A 16,173-nucleotide genomic window follows, 5' to 3' on the forward strand; every position below is an offset into this window, starting at 1 on the left:
GGACTCCTTCAGGCGGGCCGGAACCGCACCAGCGAGGTGCCGTTCACGCGCTCGAACGTGGCCGTCACGGGCAGGCCGACGCGGACGTCGCCGCCGATGACGTTGCTGATGATCTGCACGCCCTCGGTGAGCAGCACGACCGCGACGACGTACGGCGGCTGCGGCCCCGGTGGCGGGAAATAGGCCTTGCGGAACACGGCGTAGGACCACACCGTGCCGGTGCCGGCCGCGGTGAACCACTCGATGTCGCCGTGGACGCGGCAGTGCGGGCAGACCGGTTTGGGCGGGAAGCGGGACTCCCCGCAGGCCCGGCACCGCGCCACGCGCAGCTGCCCGGCTTCGAGCCCGGCGAGGTGCGGGGTGAGGTCGATGGTGCTCACGGCCGGCTCCCGTACACGACGGAGGACACCAGCGGCGCGGCGCAGGCGTACTGGATGTGGGTCGCGCCGGGGATCTGCCGTGCGCCGCATTCGCCGCGCAGCTGGCGCACGGCCTCCACGTTGAGGCCCCAGCCCTGCAGGTAGCTTTCGGACAGGTGCCCGCCGGAGGTGTTCACCGGGAGCTCACCCCCCAGCCCGATCCGGCCGTCCTGGATCCAGCGCCCGGATTCCCCGCGAGGACAGTAGCCCAGGCCTTCCAGGGTGAACAGCACGTTGGGGCTGAAGTTGTCGTAGAGCATCAGGCCGTCCACGTCGGCCCGGTCGATGCCGGCCTGGCGCAGCGACTCCGCGCCGGCCTCGCCGATCGCCCCGGCCCAGAAGTCCTCGGGCGGGAAGTCCGAGCCGAGAAACTGGGCCCGCTGGGCGGTGCCGAGCACGTAGACCGGCGGCCGCGGCAGGTCCGGGGCGCGCTCGGCGGTGGTGAGGATCATCGCCACGCCTCCGTCGTTGATCAGGCAGTAGTCGAACAGGTGCAGCGGTTCGACGATGTGGCGCGAGGCCAGGTAGGTCTCCAGGTCGAGCGGGTCGCGCATCACCGCCGCCGGGTTGAGGGCGGCGTGGCGGCGGAAGGTCAGGGCCACCTCGGCCAGTTGCTCCTCGGTGGTGCCGTACTGGTGGCGGTGCCGCTGGAACATCAGCGCCGAGAACGCGCCCGGGGAGGTCATGCCGTAGGGCCGGGTCAGTTCCGGCGCGGTGCCGTAGCCCTCCCCGGCCGCGGTGTAGCCGGTGCCGCCTGCGCCGTAGGTGGCGCCCGCGGAGCGGCCGTCGTTGCCGTAGACCAGCGCCACGGTCCGGCACTGCCCGGTGCGCAGCGCGGCGGTCGCCAGCTCGATCGCCGCCCCGCACATCCGGCCCTCGGCCGGGAGCGGCACGCACCACCGGGGCTGCAGGCCGTGGGCCGAGGCGAAGGATTCGTAGCCAGTGACCCGGCAGGCGACCAGCCCATCGACGTCCCGGACATCCATCCCGGCGTCGGCCAGCGCCTCGCGCAGCGCCCAGCCGGCCAGGTCGTCGGCGGAGTGGCCGGGCAGCTTGCCGAAGCGGGTGGTGCCCACCCCGGCGACGGCCGCGAGTGGCCTGTTCATCACGACTCCCTCGTCGTCTGATACTTGATAATGTATAAAGTCAATCCAGAAAGCAAGACCCCGGACGAAAAAAGGGCCTGCTCAGAAGGCGTCGTCGGCCAGGACGCCCTGGTCCCGCAGCGTGCGCACCACGTGGTCGCCCTCCAGCCGGACGTGCTCCCGGCTGGCGGCGTCGGCGGCCGCGGCGTCGCCGTCCCGCAGCGCGCGCAGGATGCGCGCGTGCCCCTTGTTCGCCTCGGGACCGCCGCCGGAGGGCACCTCGTACACCGAGCGGGGCAGGTTGCGGGACAGCTGGCGCAGCACCGACAGCAGACGGCGGCTACCCCCGGTCTTGTTGATCAGGGAGTGGAACTCCCAGTTGAGGTCGTGCAGCTCGTCGCCGTCGGTGCTGCGCTGCATCTGCTCGTGCAGCTCCTCCAGCTTGCGCAGGACCGGCTCGGTGATCCGGGTGGCCGCCCGCGCGGTCGCCAGGCCCTGGACCATCCCGTAGATGCGGTAGTGGTCCTCGATGTCCTCCTGGCGGATCGGCACGATGAACGTGCCGCGGTGCGGCTCGGTGTCGACCAGCCCCTCGGTCTCCAGGGTGATGAGGGCTTCCCGGACCGGGAGCCGGCTCACGCCGAGCTCGGCGGCGATCGCGTCCTGCGGCACGCGCTGCCCGCGTTCGAGGGTGCCGTCGAAGATGCGCTCGCGGATGTGGGCGGCGACCTCGTCGCTCATGCTCCGCCGCTTCGGCTGCGCCGCCCTGGCCATGCCGCCACCCCGTCCCCGTGTCGCTGCTGCCGGATACTTTATCAACGTTACTCCTCGACGATGGGGGAAATACGCGGGGCGGGCGCGGGCTCCACCCGGTTGCCGCACACCCGCAGCGTCGACCGCGCCGCCAGGTGCTCGTCGGCGGCTGCCTCGGCCATGCTCAGCACCGGCGTGACGCAGGCGTCGAGTGGCTCGAACACCGCCGCCCACTCGGCGCGGGTGCGGCCGGCGAAGATCTCCGCGAACAGCTTCTTCGTGGCCGGCCAGGACTCCCGGTCCCACTGGTCCGGCAGCTGGGCGGGGTCCAGGCCGAGCGCGCGCACCAGCCGCTCGTAGAACTGCGGCTCCATGCTGCCCACCGCCAGGTACTCGCCGTCGGCGGTCTCGTAGACGTCGTAGAACGGCGCGCCGGTGTCGATGTCGTTCGTGCCGGGCTCGGACTGCCACCGGCCGTCGGCGACGCGCTGCCAGATGCCGGACATCAGCAGGCTGGCCCCGTCGACCATGGCGGCGTCGACGACCTGGCCGCGGCCGGTCGCGTCACGCTCCCGCAGCGCGGCCAGCAGCCCGAAGGCGAGCAGCATCCCGCCGCCGCCGTAGTCCCCGACGAGGTTGAGCGGCGGCACCGGCGCCTGTCCCCGCCGCGCGATCGAGCGCAGGGCGCCGGTGACGGCGAGGTAGTTGATGTCGTGCCCGGCCTTGGCGGCCAGCGGGCCGTCCTGCCCCCAGCCGGTCATGCGGCCGTAGACCAGGCGCGGGTTGAGCTCCGCGCACGCTCGCGGCCCCAGGCCCAGCCGTTCCATGACGCCCGGCCGGAAGCCTTCGATGAGCACGTCGGCGGAGGTGATCAGCTCCCGGGCCCGCGTCAGGCCGTCGTCGGCTTTGAGGTCGAGGTGCAGAGTGCGGCGTCCGCGGTCGAGGATGCCGCCGTCCCGTTCGCTGCCGGGGCGGTCGATCCGGACGACCTCGGCGCCGGCGTCGGCGAGCATCATCGCGGCGAACGGCGCCGGGCCGAGCCCGACGAACTCCACCACGCGCAGTCCGTTCAGCGGTCCCATCGGTGTTCCCTTCACGCCGGCTGCCGGTACGGATCGCCGATGCTGCGCCCGCCGCACACGACGAGCACCTGGCCGGTGACGTAGGAGGCGCCGGCCAGGTAGGCCACCGCGTCGGCGACGTCGCCGGGGTGCCCGGCGCGGCCGACCGGGATCGCCTCCAGCGTGCGTTCCCGGATGCGGTCGGGCAGCCCCTCGGTCATCCGGGTGGCGACGAACCCGGGCGCGACGCAGTTGACGGTGATGCCCTGGCGCGCGACCTCCAGCGCCAGGGACCGGGTGGCGCCGACGAGCCCGCCCTTGGCCGTGGAGTAGGCGGTGGAGCCGAAGGTGCCCAGCCAGGCGCGGGAGGCGATGTTGACCACCGCTCCCCCGCCGCGCCGCGCCATCGGGCCGAGCAGCAGCCGCGTGAGGGCCAGCGGGCCGAGCAGGTTGATCGCGAGCAGGCGGCGGAACAGCGCCGGGTCGAGGCGGCCGACCCGCGCGTCCTCGAGCACGCCGGCGCAGTTGACCAGGATGTCGATCCCGCCGAACTCCGCCACGCACGCGGCGGCGACCTTCTCCCGGGACTCGGGCGAGGCGACGTCCAGGACCATCGGCCGCGCCTTCGGCCCGATCCTCGCCGCCGCCTCCGCCGGGTCGAGGTCGGCGACGACCACGACGTCCGCCTCCCGGGCCAGCCGTTCGCAGACGCCCCGGCCGATGCCACCGGCGCCGCCGGTCACGAGCGCGGTCTTCATGGCCGCAACCTCCCCAGACCGCTGCCGGCGGTCACGTAGATCTCCTGTCCGGTGATGTCGCCGCCGTCGGCGGCGAGCAGCGCGGACACCTGGTGGGCGACCGCGGTTTCGGCGCCCTCGGCGTAGAGCACGGTGTTGACCGTGATGCCGTCCCGGGCCAGCTCGATCGCCAGCGTCCGCGCCATCGACAGCACACCGCCCGCGACCGCCCCGGCCGCGGTGGCGTGCGGCCGGCCCAGCGCGGCTTCGGCCGGGAGCAGGAACACCAGCCGTCCCGTCCCGGACAGCGTGGGCAGCTGCCGCTGCAGTTCGGCCAGCACACCGGCGAGCACGTCGCCGATCTCGGCGTCGAGCAGCTCGTCGGACAGCGCTTCCAGATCCCGGTCGCCGGGCAGGTCCGGGGCCAGGCACGCGGCGGGCACCGGGAATTCCAGTGTGGACAGTGCCGCGGTGAGCGCGGCGGAGCCGCCCCACACGTGCACGGTCGTGGTCACCTGCGTCATCGGGACATCACCAGCGTCGTCACCGATCCTCCGTCCGTTCCGTTGACCGTGCCGCCCTTGCAGTAGCTCAGCCCGACGCGCGCGCCCTCGACCTGGCGGGCCCCGGCGGTGCCGCGCAGCTGCCAGGTCAGCTCGCAGGCCTGAGCGACGCCGGTGGCGCCGACCGGGTGCCCGCGCGAGAGCAGCCCGCCGCTGGGGTTGACGGGCAGCCGCCCGCCAAGCGCGGTGTGCCCGGCTTCGGTCCACGCCGCGCCTTCGCCGCGCGGGATCAGGCCGAGTCCTTCCATCCGGACGATCTCGGCGATGGTGAAGCAGTCGTGCATCTCGACCAGGTCGATGTCCTCCGGACCGGTGCCGGTGAGCTTCCAGGCCTCCTCGGCCGCCCGGCGCGAGACGTCCTCCTCGTTGACGTCGCCGGTGCCGGGCCGCACGCTGCCGCTGACGAGCGCGCAGCCCAGCATGCGCGGTACGGAGCCGGTCACGCCGAGGCGGCGCAGCCCGGCCGGGCTGCACAGCACCATCGCCGCGGCGCCGTCGGAGATCGGGCTGCAGTCGAGCAGCCCGAGTGGTTCGGCGATCGGCCGCGCGGACAGCACCTCCTGCAGGCTGACCGGCCGCTGGTACTGCGCGAACGGGTTGTGCACCGAGTGGGCGTGGTTCTTCACCGCGACCGCGGCGATCTGCTCGCGGGTCGCGCCGTGGTCGGCCATGTAGCGGCGGGCGCTGAGCCCGTGGCCGGCGGCCATCACGTACCCGACCGCCGCGTCCAGGTCGCCCGGGTCGGGCCGCACGCCCCCGGACACCCGGTCGGTCATCTTCTCCACGCCGATCACGAGCACGACGTCGTGCAGGCCCGCGGCCAGAGCCACCCACGCCTCGCGCAGCGCGGTCGCCCCGCTGGCGCAGTAGTTCTCGTGGTTGGACACCGGGCGTCCGTCGAGGCCGAGCTGCGCCGCGACGCGCTGCCCGGCGACCGGACCGCCGAAGACGTGCCCGACGTAGAGGGCGTCCACTTGGGACAGTTCCGCGCCTGCGTCGGTGAGCGCGGCGCGGGCGGCGCCGACCGCCATGCGCTCCAGGGTGACGTCGGCGGGGTACTTGCCGAACCGGATCATGCCGGCGCCGGCGACGTGGGCGGGTGCGAGCGTCATGCCGCCACCTCCGCGCGGAACCGGTAGCCGACCAGGTCGGCGCCGTCGGCGTCCTGACCGGTGGTCGTCAGTTCCAGGTGCACGGGCAGGCCGATCGTGACGTCCTCGGGGGCGGTCCCGCTGATCTGGGCGAGCACGCGGACTCCCTCCGGCAGGTCGACGTAGGCCAGCACGTAGGGCACCTCGACGCCGGGCGGCGCCTGCCGGACGACGGTGAAGCTGTACACCGTGCCCGCGGGCGAGAGCTCGGTCTCGCGGATCCCCTCGACCGCCCGGCACCCAGGACAGAACTCCCGCGCCGGGAACGAGACCGTGGCGCACCGGTCACACCGGGACCCGAGCAGGCGTGGCGGGGTCAGCTTCAGCAGTCCGTCCCGGAAGGGGCGGGCCGCGGCGACGGCGGGCATCGGAACCTCCAGCAGTCTTCGATGGAACACGTCGACGGTACAAGTTTGATACATGATCAGACAAGTCTCATGCGCGAAACAATGCGTTGAACAGCTACTTCGAGGTTTTTGCACCGCAGTCTGGACACCGTGGCCGCCCTGACGTAGCCTCCGTCACAAGCAGTTTGTATCAAATATCGAAGAGGATGAGACGCTGATGTCAACGACGACACCCGCCCGCGACCTGGCTCCCGTCGTGGCCTCCCGCCTCGCCGCGGAACCCCACCTGTTCATCGGCGGTGAGCGCCGTGAGGCCCGCAGCGGCCGGACCCGCCCGGTGCTGGACCCGGGCACCGGCGAGCCGATCGCGACCACGGCGTGCGCCGGCGCGGCCGACGTCGACGACGCGGTCGCCGCAGCCGCGCGCGCCTTCGACCCCGCCTCCGAGTGGCGGCGGATGACCCCGCTGGAGCGCGGCCGCGTCCTGACCCGCATCGGCGAGGCGATCTACGCCCGCGCCGACGAGTTCGCGGAGCTGGAGGTGCTCGACGCGGGCAAGGTGCGCGGCGCGGCCCGCGCCATCGACGTCGAGTTCGCCGCGCGGACCTTCCTCTACTACGGGGGCTGGCCGAGCAAGATCCAGGGCACCACGGTGCCCGTCTCGCACCCGGGCATCCACGTCCGCACCGAGCGGGAACCCGTCGGGGTGGCCGGGGCGATCACGGCGTGGAACTTCCCGCTGCTGCTGTGCGCCTGGAAGATGGCGCCCGCCCTGGCCGCCGGGTGCCCGGTGGTGTTCAAGCCGTCGGAGGAGACCCCGCTGTCCGCGCTCTGGCTCGCCGAACTCGCCGTCGAGGCGGGCCTGCCGCCCGGCGTGCTCAACGTGGTGCCCGGCTACGGCGACGAGGCCGGCCAGGCGCTGGTCGCGCACGCGGGCGTGCGCAAGCTGTCGTTCACCGGCTCGACCGCGGTCGGCCGCCGGATCGCCCGGGACGCCTCGGACCTGCTCAAGCGGGTCACCCTCGAACTGGGCGGCAAGAGCGCGAACATCATCTTCGGCGACGCCGACCTCGACGCCGCCGTGGCCGGTTCCGCGGGCGGCATCTTCTGGCACTCCGGCCAGACGTGCAGCGCCCCGTCCCGGCTGTTCGTGCAGCGCGACATCCACGACGAGGTGGTGGACAAGCTGCTCGCCGAGGCCACCAAGTTGTCGATCGGCCACGGCCTGGACGCGGGCGTCGACTTCGGGCCGCTGGTCAACGAGCGCCAGGTGGAGCGGGTCCGCGGCTACGTCGACCGGGCCGCGGCGGAAGGCGCGAAGGTGCACCAGGCCGGGGAACTGCCGACCGGTGGCGGCTTCTTCTACCCGCCGACCGTGATCGCCGGTGCCACCGACGACATGGAGTGCGCGCGCGAGGAGATCTTCGGCCCGGTCGTGGTCGTGCTGCCCTTCGACGACGCCGAGGAGGCCGCCCGCCGCGCCAACGCCAGCGACTACGGCCTCGCGGCCGGGTTGTGGACGGGCAGCGTCGCCACCGAGCACGCCATGACCCGCGCCCTGCGCGCCGGGACCGTCTACGTCAACGGCTGGGGCCTGACCGACCCGGCCGCGCCGTTCGGCGGCTTCGCCCAGTCCGGCTACGGCCGCGACCTCGGCCCGGACAGCCTCGACGGCTACCTCGAAACGAAGTCCGTGTGGACCTTCCACGGCTGACCCTCCCCCGCGAACGGAAAGAAGAGACACCATGAAGACCCGCGCCGCCGTGCTGACCGGCTACCACCAGCCCTTCGACGTCCGGGAGGTCGAACTCGACGAGCCCGGCCCCAACGAGGTCCTGCTCAAGGTTTCCGCCGCCGGGCTGTGCCACTCCGACCTGCACATGATGGACGGCGACAACGTCGTGCGCTTCCCGATCGTGGGCGGCCACGAAGCCGCCGGGATCGTCGAGCGCGTCGGCCCGGGCGTCACCCGGGTCGCCGAGGGCGACCACGTCGTGTGCAGCTTCATCCCCAGCTGCGGCAAGTGCCGCTACTGCTCCACCGGCAAGCAGAACCTGTGCAACATGGGCGCCACCATCCTCGAGGGCAGCATGCCCGACGGCACCTTCCGCATGCACGACCCCGAGCTCGGCGACATCGGCGCGTTCTGCATGCTCGGCGCGTTTTCCGAGTACACGACCGTGTCCGAGCTGTCGTGCGTGAAGGTCGACGACTGGCTGCCGCTGGACAAGGCGGTGCTGGTCGGCTGCGGCGTGCCGACCGGGTACGGCAGCGCGGTCAACGCAGGCGAGGTGAAACCCGGTGACACCACGGTGATCTACGGGATCGGCGGCGTCGGGATCAACGCCGTGCAGGGCGCGGTGCAGGCCGGGGCGAAGAACGTCATCTGCGTCGACCCGGTCGAGTTCAAACGGCAGACCGCCAAGGAGTTCGGCGCGACCCACGTGTTCGCCACCGCCGAGGAGGCCGCCGACGCGGTGCGCGAACTGACCTGGGGCGAGGGCGCGGACCAGGCGATCTGCGTGGTCGGCGTGATGACGGAGAAGGTCATCGCGGACGCCTTCGCGGTGATCGGCAAGGGCAGCACGGTCGTCGTCACCGGTGTGGCGAACCCGGCGAACCTGACGGTGCACGTGTCCGGTTCGGACCTGGTGTTCAACCAGAAGACCATCAAGGGCACGCTGTTCGGCTCGTCCAACCCGCAGTACGACATCGTGAAGATGCTGCGGATGTACGACGCGGGCAGGCTCAAGCTCGACGAGCTGATCACCGCCCGGTACACCCTCGACGAGATCAACGACGGGTACCAGGACCTCCGCGACGGCAAGATCATCCGCGGGATCATCGACTACACCAAGTAACCCGGGCCGGTGTGGCCGGATGGGGGCCGGCCACACCGCTTCTCCCCAGGAGCTCACCGATGCGCTCTCCCTCCGCGGTCGTCGCGGCCACCCTGGTCGGCAACTTCACCGAGTGGTTCGACTTCGCCGTCTACGGCGCGGTCGCCGTCACCCTCGGCCGCGTCTTCTTCCCCACCGGCGATTCCGTCGCCTCGCTGCTGGCGTCCCTGGCGGTGTTCGGCATCGCGTTCGTGTTCCGCCCGCTGGGCGGCGCGCTGCTCGGCTCGCTCGGCGACCGGCGTGGCCGCCGGGTGGCGCTGTCCACCGCTGTCATCGGCATCAGCGGCGCCACCACCCTCATCGGCCTGCTCCCGTCGTACGCCGCGATCGGGTTCTGGGCGCCGCTGCTGCTGGTGCTGCTGCGCTGCGTCCAGGGCCTGTCCGCGGGCGGCGAGTGGACGAGCGCGTCGGCGTTCCTCGCCGAGTACGCCCCGCCGGGCCGCCGCGGTTTCCGCGCCAGCCTGATCTCCGCCTCCGGCGGCCTGGCGATCGTGGCGGGCACCGGATCGGTGCTGCTGCTGGAAAACCTGCTGACCCCGGCGCAGATGCAGTCGTGGGGCTGGCGGTTGCCGTTCCTGCTCGCCGCGCCACTCGGCCTGGTCGGCCTGTACCTGCGGCTGCGCCTGGACGAGACGCCGGTGTACCGGAGCCTGCGCGAGCGCGACGAGGTCGCCGCCACGCCGGTGCGCACCGCGCTGCGGACCGAACGCCGCACCCTGGTGCTCGCCTTCGCCTGCGCGTCGGTGACCGGCGTCGGGTTCTACTACCTGGCCACGTACTTCACCAACGCCATGTCGGCGAGCGGCAACCGGTCCGCGTCCCTGGCGGTGAGTTCGATCGCGCTGCTGTTCTACGCCGCGATCTGCCCGGTGGCCGGGTGGGTGTCCGACCGGGCCGGGCGGCGTCCGGTCTACGTCGGCGGCGCGCTGGCCCACGCCGTGCTGGCCGTGCCGGTGCTGCTGCTGGTCGGATCGGGCTCGCCCGGCCTGGCGCTGGCAGGCATGTGCCTGTTCGCCGTCCCCCAGGCGTGTCTCAACGTGATGTCGTCGATCGTGCTCGTCGAACTGTTCCCGGCCCGCACCCGGTCCAGTGGTTCGGCGCTGGCCTACAGCCTCGGGGTCGGCCCCATCGCCGGCACCGCCCCGCTCGTGGCCGCGGCGCTCGCGGCCGCCACGGGCAGCCCGCTCGCGCCTGCCCTCTACCTCGCCGTCATCGCTGCCGCGGTCGGCCTCGTGCTGGCCCGCAAGCTGCCGGAGACCGCGGCTCGTCCGCTCGGCGAACCGGCCGCCGTCACCACGCGCGCGGCCTGATCCCACTCCCCCACGCGGCCCGGCCCGTCCGGGCGTTCCCCCCTGCCCTCTGCCCTGGAGGCCGCCATGTCCACCGGCACCATCCTCGCCCGGCTCGAACGGCTCCCGATGAGCCGCCCGCAGTACGGCATCCTCTTCGCGGGTGGCCTCGGCCACCTGTTCGAGGCGCTCGACATCGTGATCATCGGCTTCATGCTGCCGCACCTGAAAGCGGAATTCGGTCTGGACAACGTCCAGATCGGCCTCATCGGCGGCGCCGCGCCGGTCGGCATGATCGTCGGCGCGATCCTCGCCGGCGTGGTCGGCGACCGGTTCGGCCGCAAACGCGTGATGCTCTACGCGCTGCTGCTGTTCTGCGCCGCGTCGATCGCGCTCGCCTTCGCCAACGGGTTCGTGTTCATCCTCCTGGTCCGCGTGATCGGCGGGCTCGGCGCGGGCGCGGAGGCCGCCATCGTCTCGCCCTACATCTCCGAGTTCGCGACCGGGCACAACCGCGGCCGGTTCGTCAGCGGCGTGACGTTGTTCTTCTCACTCGGCAACGTGGCCGCGGCGGTGCTCGGCTCGCTGGTCGTCCCGCTGGACGGCGGCTGGCGCATCGCCGCGGTGATCTGCGGCCTGCCGGTGCTGGTCCTGCTGTGGTGGCGGCGCTCGCTGCCGGAGTCGCCGCGGTGGCTGCTCAGCCAGGGACGCGTGGACGAGGCGGACGCCGTGGTGACGCGGCTGGAGGAGCGGGTGATCGCCGCCCGCCGTGGCGCCGCCCTGCCGCCGGTGCCGCCGGTGAACGTCGTCGCACCCGCCACGCCCGCGGTGTCCTGGTCGCCGCTGCAGGTGTGGCGCGGCGGTCTCGCGCGGGTGTCGGTGGCGACGTGGCTCGGCTCGTTCGTGTTCCTGTTCGCCTTCTTCGGGTTCTTCACCTGGATGCCGTCGCTGTTCCTGGAGATCGGGGTCGACCCCGGCGTGGCCGCGACCTACAGCTTCTTCCTGTTCGTGGCCCAGCCGATCGGGTACCTGACCGCGATCGCCGTCAGCGACCGGTTCGAGCGCCGCACGCTGCTGGTGACGTTCTTCGGCTTCGCCGCGCTCGCCTCGCTCGCGCTGGGGGTCGTGCCGCGCGACAGCATCGCCCTGCTGCTGATCGGGATGGCGTTGTCGATCTGCATCACCTGCATCTCCGGGATCGTGTTCCCGTACTGCTCGGAGGTCTACCCGACCGCCATCCGCGCCACCGGTGCCGGGCTCGCCTCGACGGCGGGCAACGCGGGCGGGCTCACCGCCCCGGTCGTCATCGGCCTGGCGTTCGGCTCGATCGGGTTCGGCGGCGTGTTCGCGGTGATGGCCGCGCTGCTGGCCGCGGGCGCGCTCGTCATCCGGCTGTTCGGACCCCGCGTCACCGGCAAGACCCTGGAACAGGTCTTCGCCGACGAAACCACCCGGCCCACCACCCCCAGCGCACTCGAAGGGAGCGCGTCGTGACCCAGTCCCCCGTCCCGCGCAGGCGGATCTACTTCGCCACGGTGTTCGGCCACCTCGTCGAGTGGTACGAGTTCTCCGTGTACGGTTTCGTGGCCGTCCACATCGGAGCGACGTTCTTCCCCGGCGCCGACCCGATGGCCCGGCTGCTGGCCACCTTCGGCGTGTTCGGCTTCACCTTCGGGTTCCGCCCGCTGGGCGCCCTGTTCTTCGGCCCGCTGGCCGACCGGATCGGCCGTCGTCCGGTGCTGGTCACGGTGCTGCTGCTGATGTGCGGGTCGACGTTCGCGATCGGGTTGCTGCCCGGGTACGCCACGCTCGGCATCGCCGCGCCGGTGCTGCTCGTCGTGTTGCGCGGGCTGCAGAACTTCTCCACCGGTGGCGAGTTCGGCAGCGTCGGGGCGTTCATGATCGAGCACGCCCCGCCGGGGCGGCGCGGGTTCGCCACGAGCTGGCTGATGTTCTCCGCCGTGGTCGGGTTCGTGATCGGCAGCCTGGTGGTCGTCGCGCTGGCCGCGGCGCTCGGTGACGCGGCGATGGCCGAGTGGGGCTGGCGGATCCCGTTCCTCGTCGCCGGCCCGCTCGGCATCGTCGGCCTCTACATCCGGCTGCGGCTGGAGGACACGCCGGAGTTCCGCGCGCTCGCCGACCGGCACGAGGTGGCGCAGTCGCCGCTGCGCGAGGCGCTGCGGTACCGGCGGGAGATCCTCACCGTGGCGGGACTGGCGGGCCTGCACACGACCGCGTTCTACCTGGTGCTGACGTTCATGGTGTCGTACCTGACGCAGACCGTCCGGTTCGGCACCGGGCTGGCGCTCACCGCGACGCTCGCCGGCGCGGTCGCCGCGCTGGCGCCGATGCCGTTCGTGTCGGCGTTGTCGGACCGGATCGGGCGGCGGCCGGTCCTGATCACGCTCACCGTGGCGATCGCCGTGCTGGCGGTGCCGGTGCTCGCGGTCATCCGGAGTTCCCCGGCCGGGGCGATCGCGGGGCAGGTCGTGCTCGGGTCGCTGATGGGGGCGCTGGTGTCGACCACGCTGGTGTCGATGACGGAGATCTTCCCGCCGCGGGTGCGCTCGGCCGGTTCGTCGTTCGCCTACACCATTTCCGCGGCGCTGATCGGCGGCACGGCGCCGTTCGTGTCGACCTGGCTGATCGGCGCGACCGGCAGTTCGCTGGCGCCCGCCGGGTACCTGGCCGCGACGGCGCTGCTGGCTCTGGTCGCCGCCGTGTGCTTCCGGGAACCGGTTCCGTCGGTGAAGGGAGAAGTCCGTGTTGGACAGTGACGTCCTCGACCGCGGCGACGGGCCGGCCGTGGTGTTCAGCCACGGCACGCTGCTCGACCGCACGATGTTCGACCCGCAGATCGCGGCGCTGGCCGGCGCGTACCGGACCGTCGCCTACACCAGCCGGGCGGGCACGTCCCGTTACGGCACGGAACGCTCGCTGGACGACCTGGTCGCCGACTGCCTCGACGTGGTGGACGGCATCGACCGGTTGGTGCTGGTGGGCATGTCGGTGGGCGGGTTCATGGCGATCGAGCTGGCGTTGAAGCACCCGGAGCGCCTGGCCGGCTTGGTGCTGGTGTCGACCATGGCCGACGCGTACACGCCGGAGGAGCGTGAGCGGTTCGGGGCGCTGCTGGAGCCGATGGACACCGAGGAGCCGATCAGCGCGGAGTTCGCCGAGGCGTTCGTGCCGGTGATCTTCGGGCCGCGGACGATCGCGGAGAACCCGGAACACGTGCGGCGGTGGGTGCGGAAGTGGCGGGCGCGCCCGTCACGCTCCGTCTGGGGCGAGTACCGGTCGTGGATCGACCGGGAGGACCGGCTCGGGCGGCTGGCCGAGATCACGGTGCCGACGCTGATCATCCACGGCGAGGACGACGGCGGGATCCCGATCGCCCGTGCGGAGGCGATGCACGCCCGCCTGCCGGGGTCGGAGTTCGTGCGCGTCCCGGACAGCGGGCACCTGGTGACCGAGGAGCAGCCCGAGGCGGTCAACCAGGCGCTGCGGAGGTTCGTTGACGGGATCGCGCCGTGGTGAGCCGCGAACTGGATGGCCAGGTCGCGATCGTGACCGGCGGCGCGCGTGGCATCGGCGCCGCGGTCGTGCGGTCGCTGGCCGCCGCCGGCGCGGCGGTGCTGATCGCGGGCGGGCGCGAAACCGACGGGCGCGCTCTCGCCGCCGAACTCGGCGACCGGGTGGTCTACGAACCGCACGACGTCGGCTGCGAACACTCGTGGGAGCGGCTTCTCCAGGCCACGGCCACGCGGCTCGGCCGGCCGGCGATCCTGGTCAACAACGCCGGGATCTACCGGCCGGGACCGGACGTGACCGGGACGGCGCCGGAGGACTTCGACGAGCACTACCGGGTCAACCAGCGCGGCCCGTTCCTCGGGATGCGGGCCGCGGGCGCGGTGATGAAGGCGGCCGGTGGCGGGGCGATCGTGAACATCTCCTCGATCGCCTCGCACCGGCCCTATCCCGGGCAGATCGCCTACTCCACCACCAAGTGGGCGGTGCGGGGCATGACGAAGTGCGCCGCGGTCGAACTGGGCGCGCACGGGGTCCGCGTGAACTCGGTGCACCCGGGCTTCATCGACACCGGGATGCTGGACGTCATCACCGAGGAGTGGAACGCCCAGGTCCTCGCGGCCACGCCGCTGGGGCGGCGGGGCCTGGCCGAGGAGGTCGCGGCCACCGTGCTCTTCCTGGTCTCCCCGGCCAGCGCCTTCGTCACCGGGGCGGAGTTCGTCGTGGACGGGGGGCTGGCTTCCTAGCGCGACTACCCGGCTGCGAGGGCCCGCACCGCGGCCGTCACGTCGGACTCGTCGTTGAAGTAGTGGAAGCCGAACCGGACCCGGTCGCCCAGGGCGGTGGCGCGCACGCCGTGCCCGGCCAGCGACCGGGCGATCCGGTCCGCCTCCGCGGTGGCCAGGACGACGATGTGCGAAGCCGGTCCACTGTGGACCCGCTGCAGGCCGAGCGCCGCCGCCTCGTCGGTCAGCTGCCCGGCCAGGCCGAGCACGTGCCGCTCGACCGCCGCCGGGTCCAGCTGCTGGAACAGGCGCAGCGCGGCACACGTCCCGAGCCAGGAGAACCACGCCGGTGAGGCGTCGCAGCGGGCGGCGTCCGGTGCGAGGTCCAGGTCGCCGCCGAAATAGCCGTGCGGGGCGGCGGTCGACTTCCACCCGGGCGCCAGCGGCCGCAGCCCGGCCACCCGGTCCGGCCGCGCCACCAGCCACGCCGAGCCCCGCGGGCAGAGCATCCACTTGTAGCCGTGGACGGCGAGGTAATCGGGCGCCACGGCCGGGTCGAACCGCAGCGCGCCGAGCGACTGGGTGAGGTTGACGAACAAGCGCGCTCCGACCCGGTCGGTCGCGGCGCGCAGCGCGGCCAGGTCCAGCCGCTGACCTTCGCGGCTGGTCACCTCGCTCACCGCCAGCAGCGCCACGTCCTCGTCGAGCGCCGCGATCAGGTCCTCGACCCTGGTCACGCCATCCCGGGCGGGCACGCTCACCACGTCGTGCCGCGCCAGCCACGGGAACCGGTTGCTGCGGAAGTCCTGCTCGGCCACCACCACCCGGCCGCGGGGCAGGGACGCGGCGACGGTGGCCGCCGCCTCGGCGAGCGAGGACACCGTGGCGACCGTACCCGGCGGAACGCCGAGGAAATCGGCGAACAGCTCCCGCGCATCGCCGGCGGCAGAGTCCCAGCCGAGCCAGTCGAACCCGCCCGAGGCCCACGCGTCGAGCACCTCGCGCATCGCCGTCACCACCGGCTCCGCCCCCGGCGGCGCGCCCGGCGTGTCCAGCCACACCTGGTCGCGCAGCGCGGGGAACAGCGCCCGGAACTCGGCGGGCGTCACCGGGGCACCGCGGCCATGGCCTCGACCTCCACCAGGATGTCCGGCCGGGCCAGCGCGGCCGCCACGATCAGCGACTGGGCCGGCCAGTCGCCGTCCGGGAACCAGCGCGTGAAGGTCCGCTTCACCACGGAGCGGAAGCCGGTCAGGTGCTCGGTGCCGGCCACCATGCTGAACACCTTGACCAGGTGCTGGGGCTGCGCGCCGGCCGCGGCGAGGAGCCGTTCGAGGTTGGCGAACATCGCCTCGGTCTGGGTCTCGGCGTCGGCACCGGCGAGGGTGCCGTCGGGCAGCGCGCCGACCTGCCCGGAGATCACCACGAGCTCGTGCCCGGGCGGGACGTGCGCGAGATGGCTGTACATCCCGATCGGGGCGGCGACGGTGCCGGGGTTCCAGCGCTTGATCATGCGTTCTCCATAAGATTGTTGATGTTCAGGACGGGATGTTCTGGATGCCCAGGGCGATGGGGTGTGGCTGATGGGTTCTTGCCCCGTTGGGTGGCTTCCGAG

Annotated in this window: 17 protein-coding genes; 7 read left to right on the forward strand and 10 right to left on the reverse strand. The window is 72.8% G+C overall.

What is annotated here, in order from left to right; translation table 11 throughout:
- Positions 1 to 8: 8 nt before the first annotated feature.
- The 8 genes from ABZ215_RS15165 to ABZ215_RS15200 all read right to left on the reverse strand — a co-directional run bounded on the left by ABZ215_RS15165 (position 9) and on the right by ABZ215_RS15200 (position 6,137).
- Positions 9 to 380: an OB-fold domain-containing protein gene (locus ABZ215_RS15165; protein WP_354949973.1), complete on the reverse strand. Its 372-nt coding sequence runs from the start codon at positions 378 to 380 to the stop codon at positions 9 to 11.
- Positions 377 to 1,525 carry a thiolase family protein gene (locus ABZ215_RS15170; protein WP_020415906.1) on the reverse strand — a complete coding sequence of 383 codons (1,149 nt, stop codon included), beginning with the start codon at positions 1,523 to 1,525 and terminating at the stop codon, positions 377 to 379. Before ABZ215_RS15170 ends, ABZ215_RS15165 begins: the two co-directional genes overlap by 4 nt.
- Before the next feature lie 81 nt (positions 1,526 to 1,606).
- The gene (locus ABZ215_RS15175) at positions 1,607 to 2,278 is read right to left on the reverse strand and encodes a GntR family transcriptional regulator (protein ID WP_157358355.1); all 672 of its coding nucleotides are present in this window, start codon (positions 2,276 to 2,278) and stop codon (positions 1,607 to 1,609) included.
- Between the two features lie 47 nt (positions 2,279 to 2,325).
- The gene (locus ABZ215_RS15180; protein WP_354949974.1) at positions 2,326 to 3,339 is read right to left on the reverse strand and encodes a CaiB/BaiF CoA-transferase family protein; all 1,014 of its coding nucleotides are present in this window, start codon (positions 3,337 to 3,339) and stop codon (positions 2,326 to 2,328) included.
- Between the two features lie 11 nt (positions 3,340 to 3,350).
- A complete protein-coding gene (locus ABZ215_RS15185) occupies positions 3,351 to 4,076 on the reverse strand; it encodes an SDR family NAD(P)-dependent oxidoreductase (RefSeq protein WP_354949975.1) in 726 nt (241 codons plus the stop codon).
- Positions 4,073 to 4,579, reverse strand: coding sequence for an SDR family oxidoreductase (locus ABZ215_RS15190; protein ID WP_354949976.1), 507 nt, complete (start codon positions 4,577 to 4,579; stop codon positions 4,073 to 4,075). Before ABZ215_RS15190 ends, ABZ215_RS15185 begins: the two co-directional genes overlap by 4 nt.
- Positions 4,576 to 5,730, reverse strand: coding sequence for a thiolase family protein (locus ABZ215_RS15195; protein WP_020415911.1), 1,155 nt, complete (start codon positions 5,728 to 5,730; stop codon positions 4,576 to 4,578). Before ABZ215_RS15195 ends, ABZ215_RS15190 begins: the two co-directional genes overlap by 4 nt.
- Positions 5,727 to 6,137, reverse strand: coding sequence for a Zn-ribbon domain-containing OB-fold protein (locus ABZ215_RS15200; protein ID WP_020415912.1), 411 nt, complete (start codon positions 6,135 to 6,137; stop codon positions 5,727 to 5,729). The genes ABZ215_RS15195 and ABZ215_RS15200 overlap by 4 nt, the downstream gene beginning before the upstream one ends.
- Positions 6,138 to 6,333: 196 nt before the next feature.
- Here ABZ215_RS15200 and ABZ215_RS15205 point away from each other — a divergent pair, with 196 nt between their 5' ends.
- From ABZ215_RS15205 to ABZ215_RS15235, 7 genes are all read left to right on the forward strand, one after another.
- Positions 6,334 to 7,830 (forward strand): aldehyde dehydrogenase family protein, encoded by a 1,497-nt coding sequence (locus tag ABZ215_RS15205; RefSeq protein ID WP_354949977.1) that lies wholly within the window; start codon positions 6,334 to 6,336, stop codon positions 7,828 to 7,830.
- A gap of 31 nt (positions 7,831 to 7,861) precedes the next feature.
- Positions 7,862 to 8,977: an NDMA-dependent alcohol dehydrogenase gene (locus ABZ215_RS15210; RefSeq protein ID WP_354949978.1), complete on the forward strand. Its 1,116-nt coding sequence runs from the start codon at positions 7,862 to 7,864 to the stop codon at positions 8,975 to 8,977.
- A gap of 59 nt (positions 8,978 to 9,036) precedes the next feature.
- Positions 9,037 to 10,326, forward strand: coding sequence for an MFS transporter (locus tag ABZ215_RS15215; RefSeq protein WP_354949979.1), 1,290 nt, complete (start codon positions 9,037 to 9,039; stop codon positions 10,324 to 10,326).
- Between the two features lie 66 nt (positions 10,327 to 10,392).
- Positions 10,393 to 11,799, forward strand: coding sequence for an MFS transporter (locus ABZ215_RS15220; protein ID WP_354949980.1), 1,407 nt, complete (start codon positions 10,393 to 10,395; stop codon positions 11,797 to 11,799).
- Entirely contained in the window at positions 11,796 to 13,082 is a 1,287-nt protein-coding gene (locus ABZ215_RS15225; protein ID WP_354949981.1) for an MFS transporter, read from the forward strand. Before ABZ215_RS15220 ends, ABZ215_RS15225 begins: the two co-directional genes overlap by 4 nt.
- Complete coding sequence (locus ABZ215_RS15230) at positions 13,069 to 13,842, forward strand: alpha/beta hydrolase (RefSeq protein ID WP_354949982.1); 774 nt, start codon at positions 13,069 to 13,071, stop codon at positions 13,840 to 13,842. The genes ABZ215_RS15225 and ABZ215_RS15230 overlap by 14 nt, the downstream gene beginning before the upstream one ends.
- Positions 13,839 to 14,579, forward strand: a complete 741-nt coding sequence (locus tag ABZ215_RS15235) for an SDR family NAD(P)-dependent oxidoreductase (RefSeq protein ID WP_354949983.1) — start codon at positions 13,839 to 13,841, stop codon at positions 14,577 to 14,579. Before ABZ215_RS15230 ends, ABZ215_RS15235 begins: the two co-directional genes overlap by 4 nt.
- Before the next feature lie 5 nt (positions 14,580 to 14,584).
- Here the strand turns inward: ABZ215_RS15235 and ABZ215_RS15240 are convergent, their stop codons facing one another.
- Positions 14,585 to 15,667, reverse strand: a complete 1,083-nt coding sequence (locus ABZ215_RS15240; RefSeq protein WP_354949984.1) for an aminotransferase class V-fold PLP-dependent enzyme — start codon at positions 15,665 to 15,667, stop codon at positions 14,585 to 14,587.
- Positions 15,664 to 16,071 (reverse strand): RidA family protein, encoded by a 408-nt coding sequence (locus ABZ215_RS15245; RefSeq protein ID WP_020415921.1) that lies wholly within the window; start codon positions 16,069 to 16,071, stop codon positions 15,664 to 15,666. Before ABZ215_RS15245 ends, ABZ215_RS15240 begins: the two co-directional genes overlap by 4 nt.
- Positions 16,072 to 16,173 lie beyond the last annotated feature (102 nt).

It is taken from the genome of Amycolatopsis sp. NPDC006131, from assembly GCF_040614175.1.
In the GTDB taxonomy this organism is placed as follows: domain Bacteria; phylum Actinomycetota; class Actinomycetes; order Mycobacteriales; family Pseudonocardiaceae; genus Amycolatopsis_E; species Amycolatopsis_E tucumanensis.

What these genes read in the sequence shown, in the direction of transcription:
- ABZ215_RS15170 (WP_020415906.1), bottom strand. Translation starts at nt 1,525, where the DNA reads ATGAACAGGCCACTCGCGGCCGTCGCCGGGGTGGGCACCACCCGCTTC.
- ABZ215_RS15175 (WP_157358355.1), bottom strand. Translation starts at nt 2,278, where the DNA reads ATGGCCAGGGCGGCGCAGCCGAAGCGGCGGAGCATGAGCGACGAGGTC.
- ABZ215_RS15180 (WP_354949974.1), bottom strand. Translation starts at nt 3,339, where the DNA reads ATGGGACCGCTGAACGGACTGCGCGTGGTGGAGTTCGTCGGGCTCGGC.
- ABZ215_RS15185 (WP_354949975.1), bottom strand. Translation starts at nt 4,076, where the DNA reads ATGAAGACCGCGCTCGTGACCGGCGGCGCCGGTGGCATCGGCCGGGGC.
- ABZ215_RS15190 (WP_354949976.1), bottom strand. Translation starts at nt 4,579, where the DNA reads ATGACGCAGGTGACCACGACCGTGCACGTGTGGGGCGGCTCCGCCGCG.
- ABZ215_RS15195 (WP_020415911.1), bottom strand. Translation starts at nt 5,730, where the DNA reads ATGACGCTCGCACCCGCCCACGTCGCCGGCGCCGGCATGATCCGGTTC.
- ABZ215_RS15200 (WP_020415912.1), bottom strand. Translation starts at nt 6,137, where the DNA reads ATGCCCGCCGTCGCCGCGGCCCGCCCCTTCCGGGACGGACTGCTGAAG.
- ABZ215_RS15205 (WP_354949977.1), top strand. Translation starts at nt 6,334, where the DNA reads ATGTCAACGACGACACCCGCCCGCGACCTGGCTCCCGTCGTGGCCTCC.
- ABZ215_RS15210 (WP_354949978.1), top strand. Translation starts at nt 7,862, where the DNA reads ATGAAGACCCGCGCCGCCGTGCTGACCGGCTACCACCAGCCCTTCGAC.
- ABZ215_RS15215 (WP_354949979.1), top strand. Translation starts at nt 9,037, where the DNA reads ATGCGCTCTCCCTCCGCGGTCGTCGCGGCCACCCTGGTCGGCAACTTC.
- ABZ215_RS15220 (WP_354949980.1), top strand. Translation starts at nt 10,393, where the DNA reads ATGTCCACCGGCACCATCCTCGCCCGGCTCGAACGGCTCCCGATGAGC.
- ABZ215_RS15245 (WP_020415921.1), bottom strand. Translation starts at nt 16,071, where the DNA reads ATGATCAAGCGCTGGAACCCCGGCACCGTCGCCGCCCCGATCGGGATG.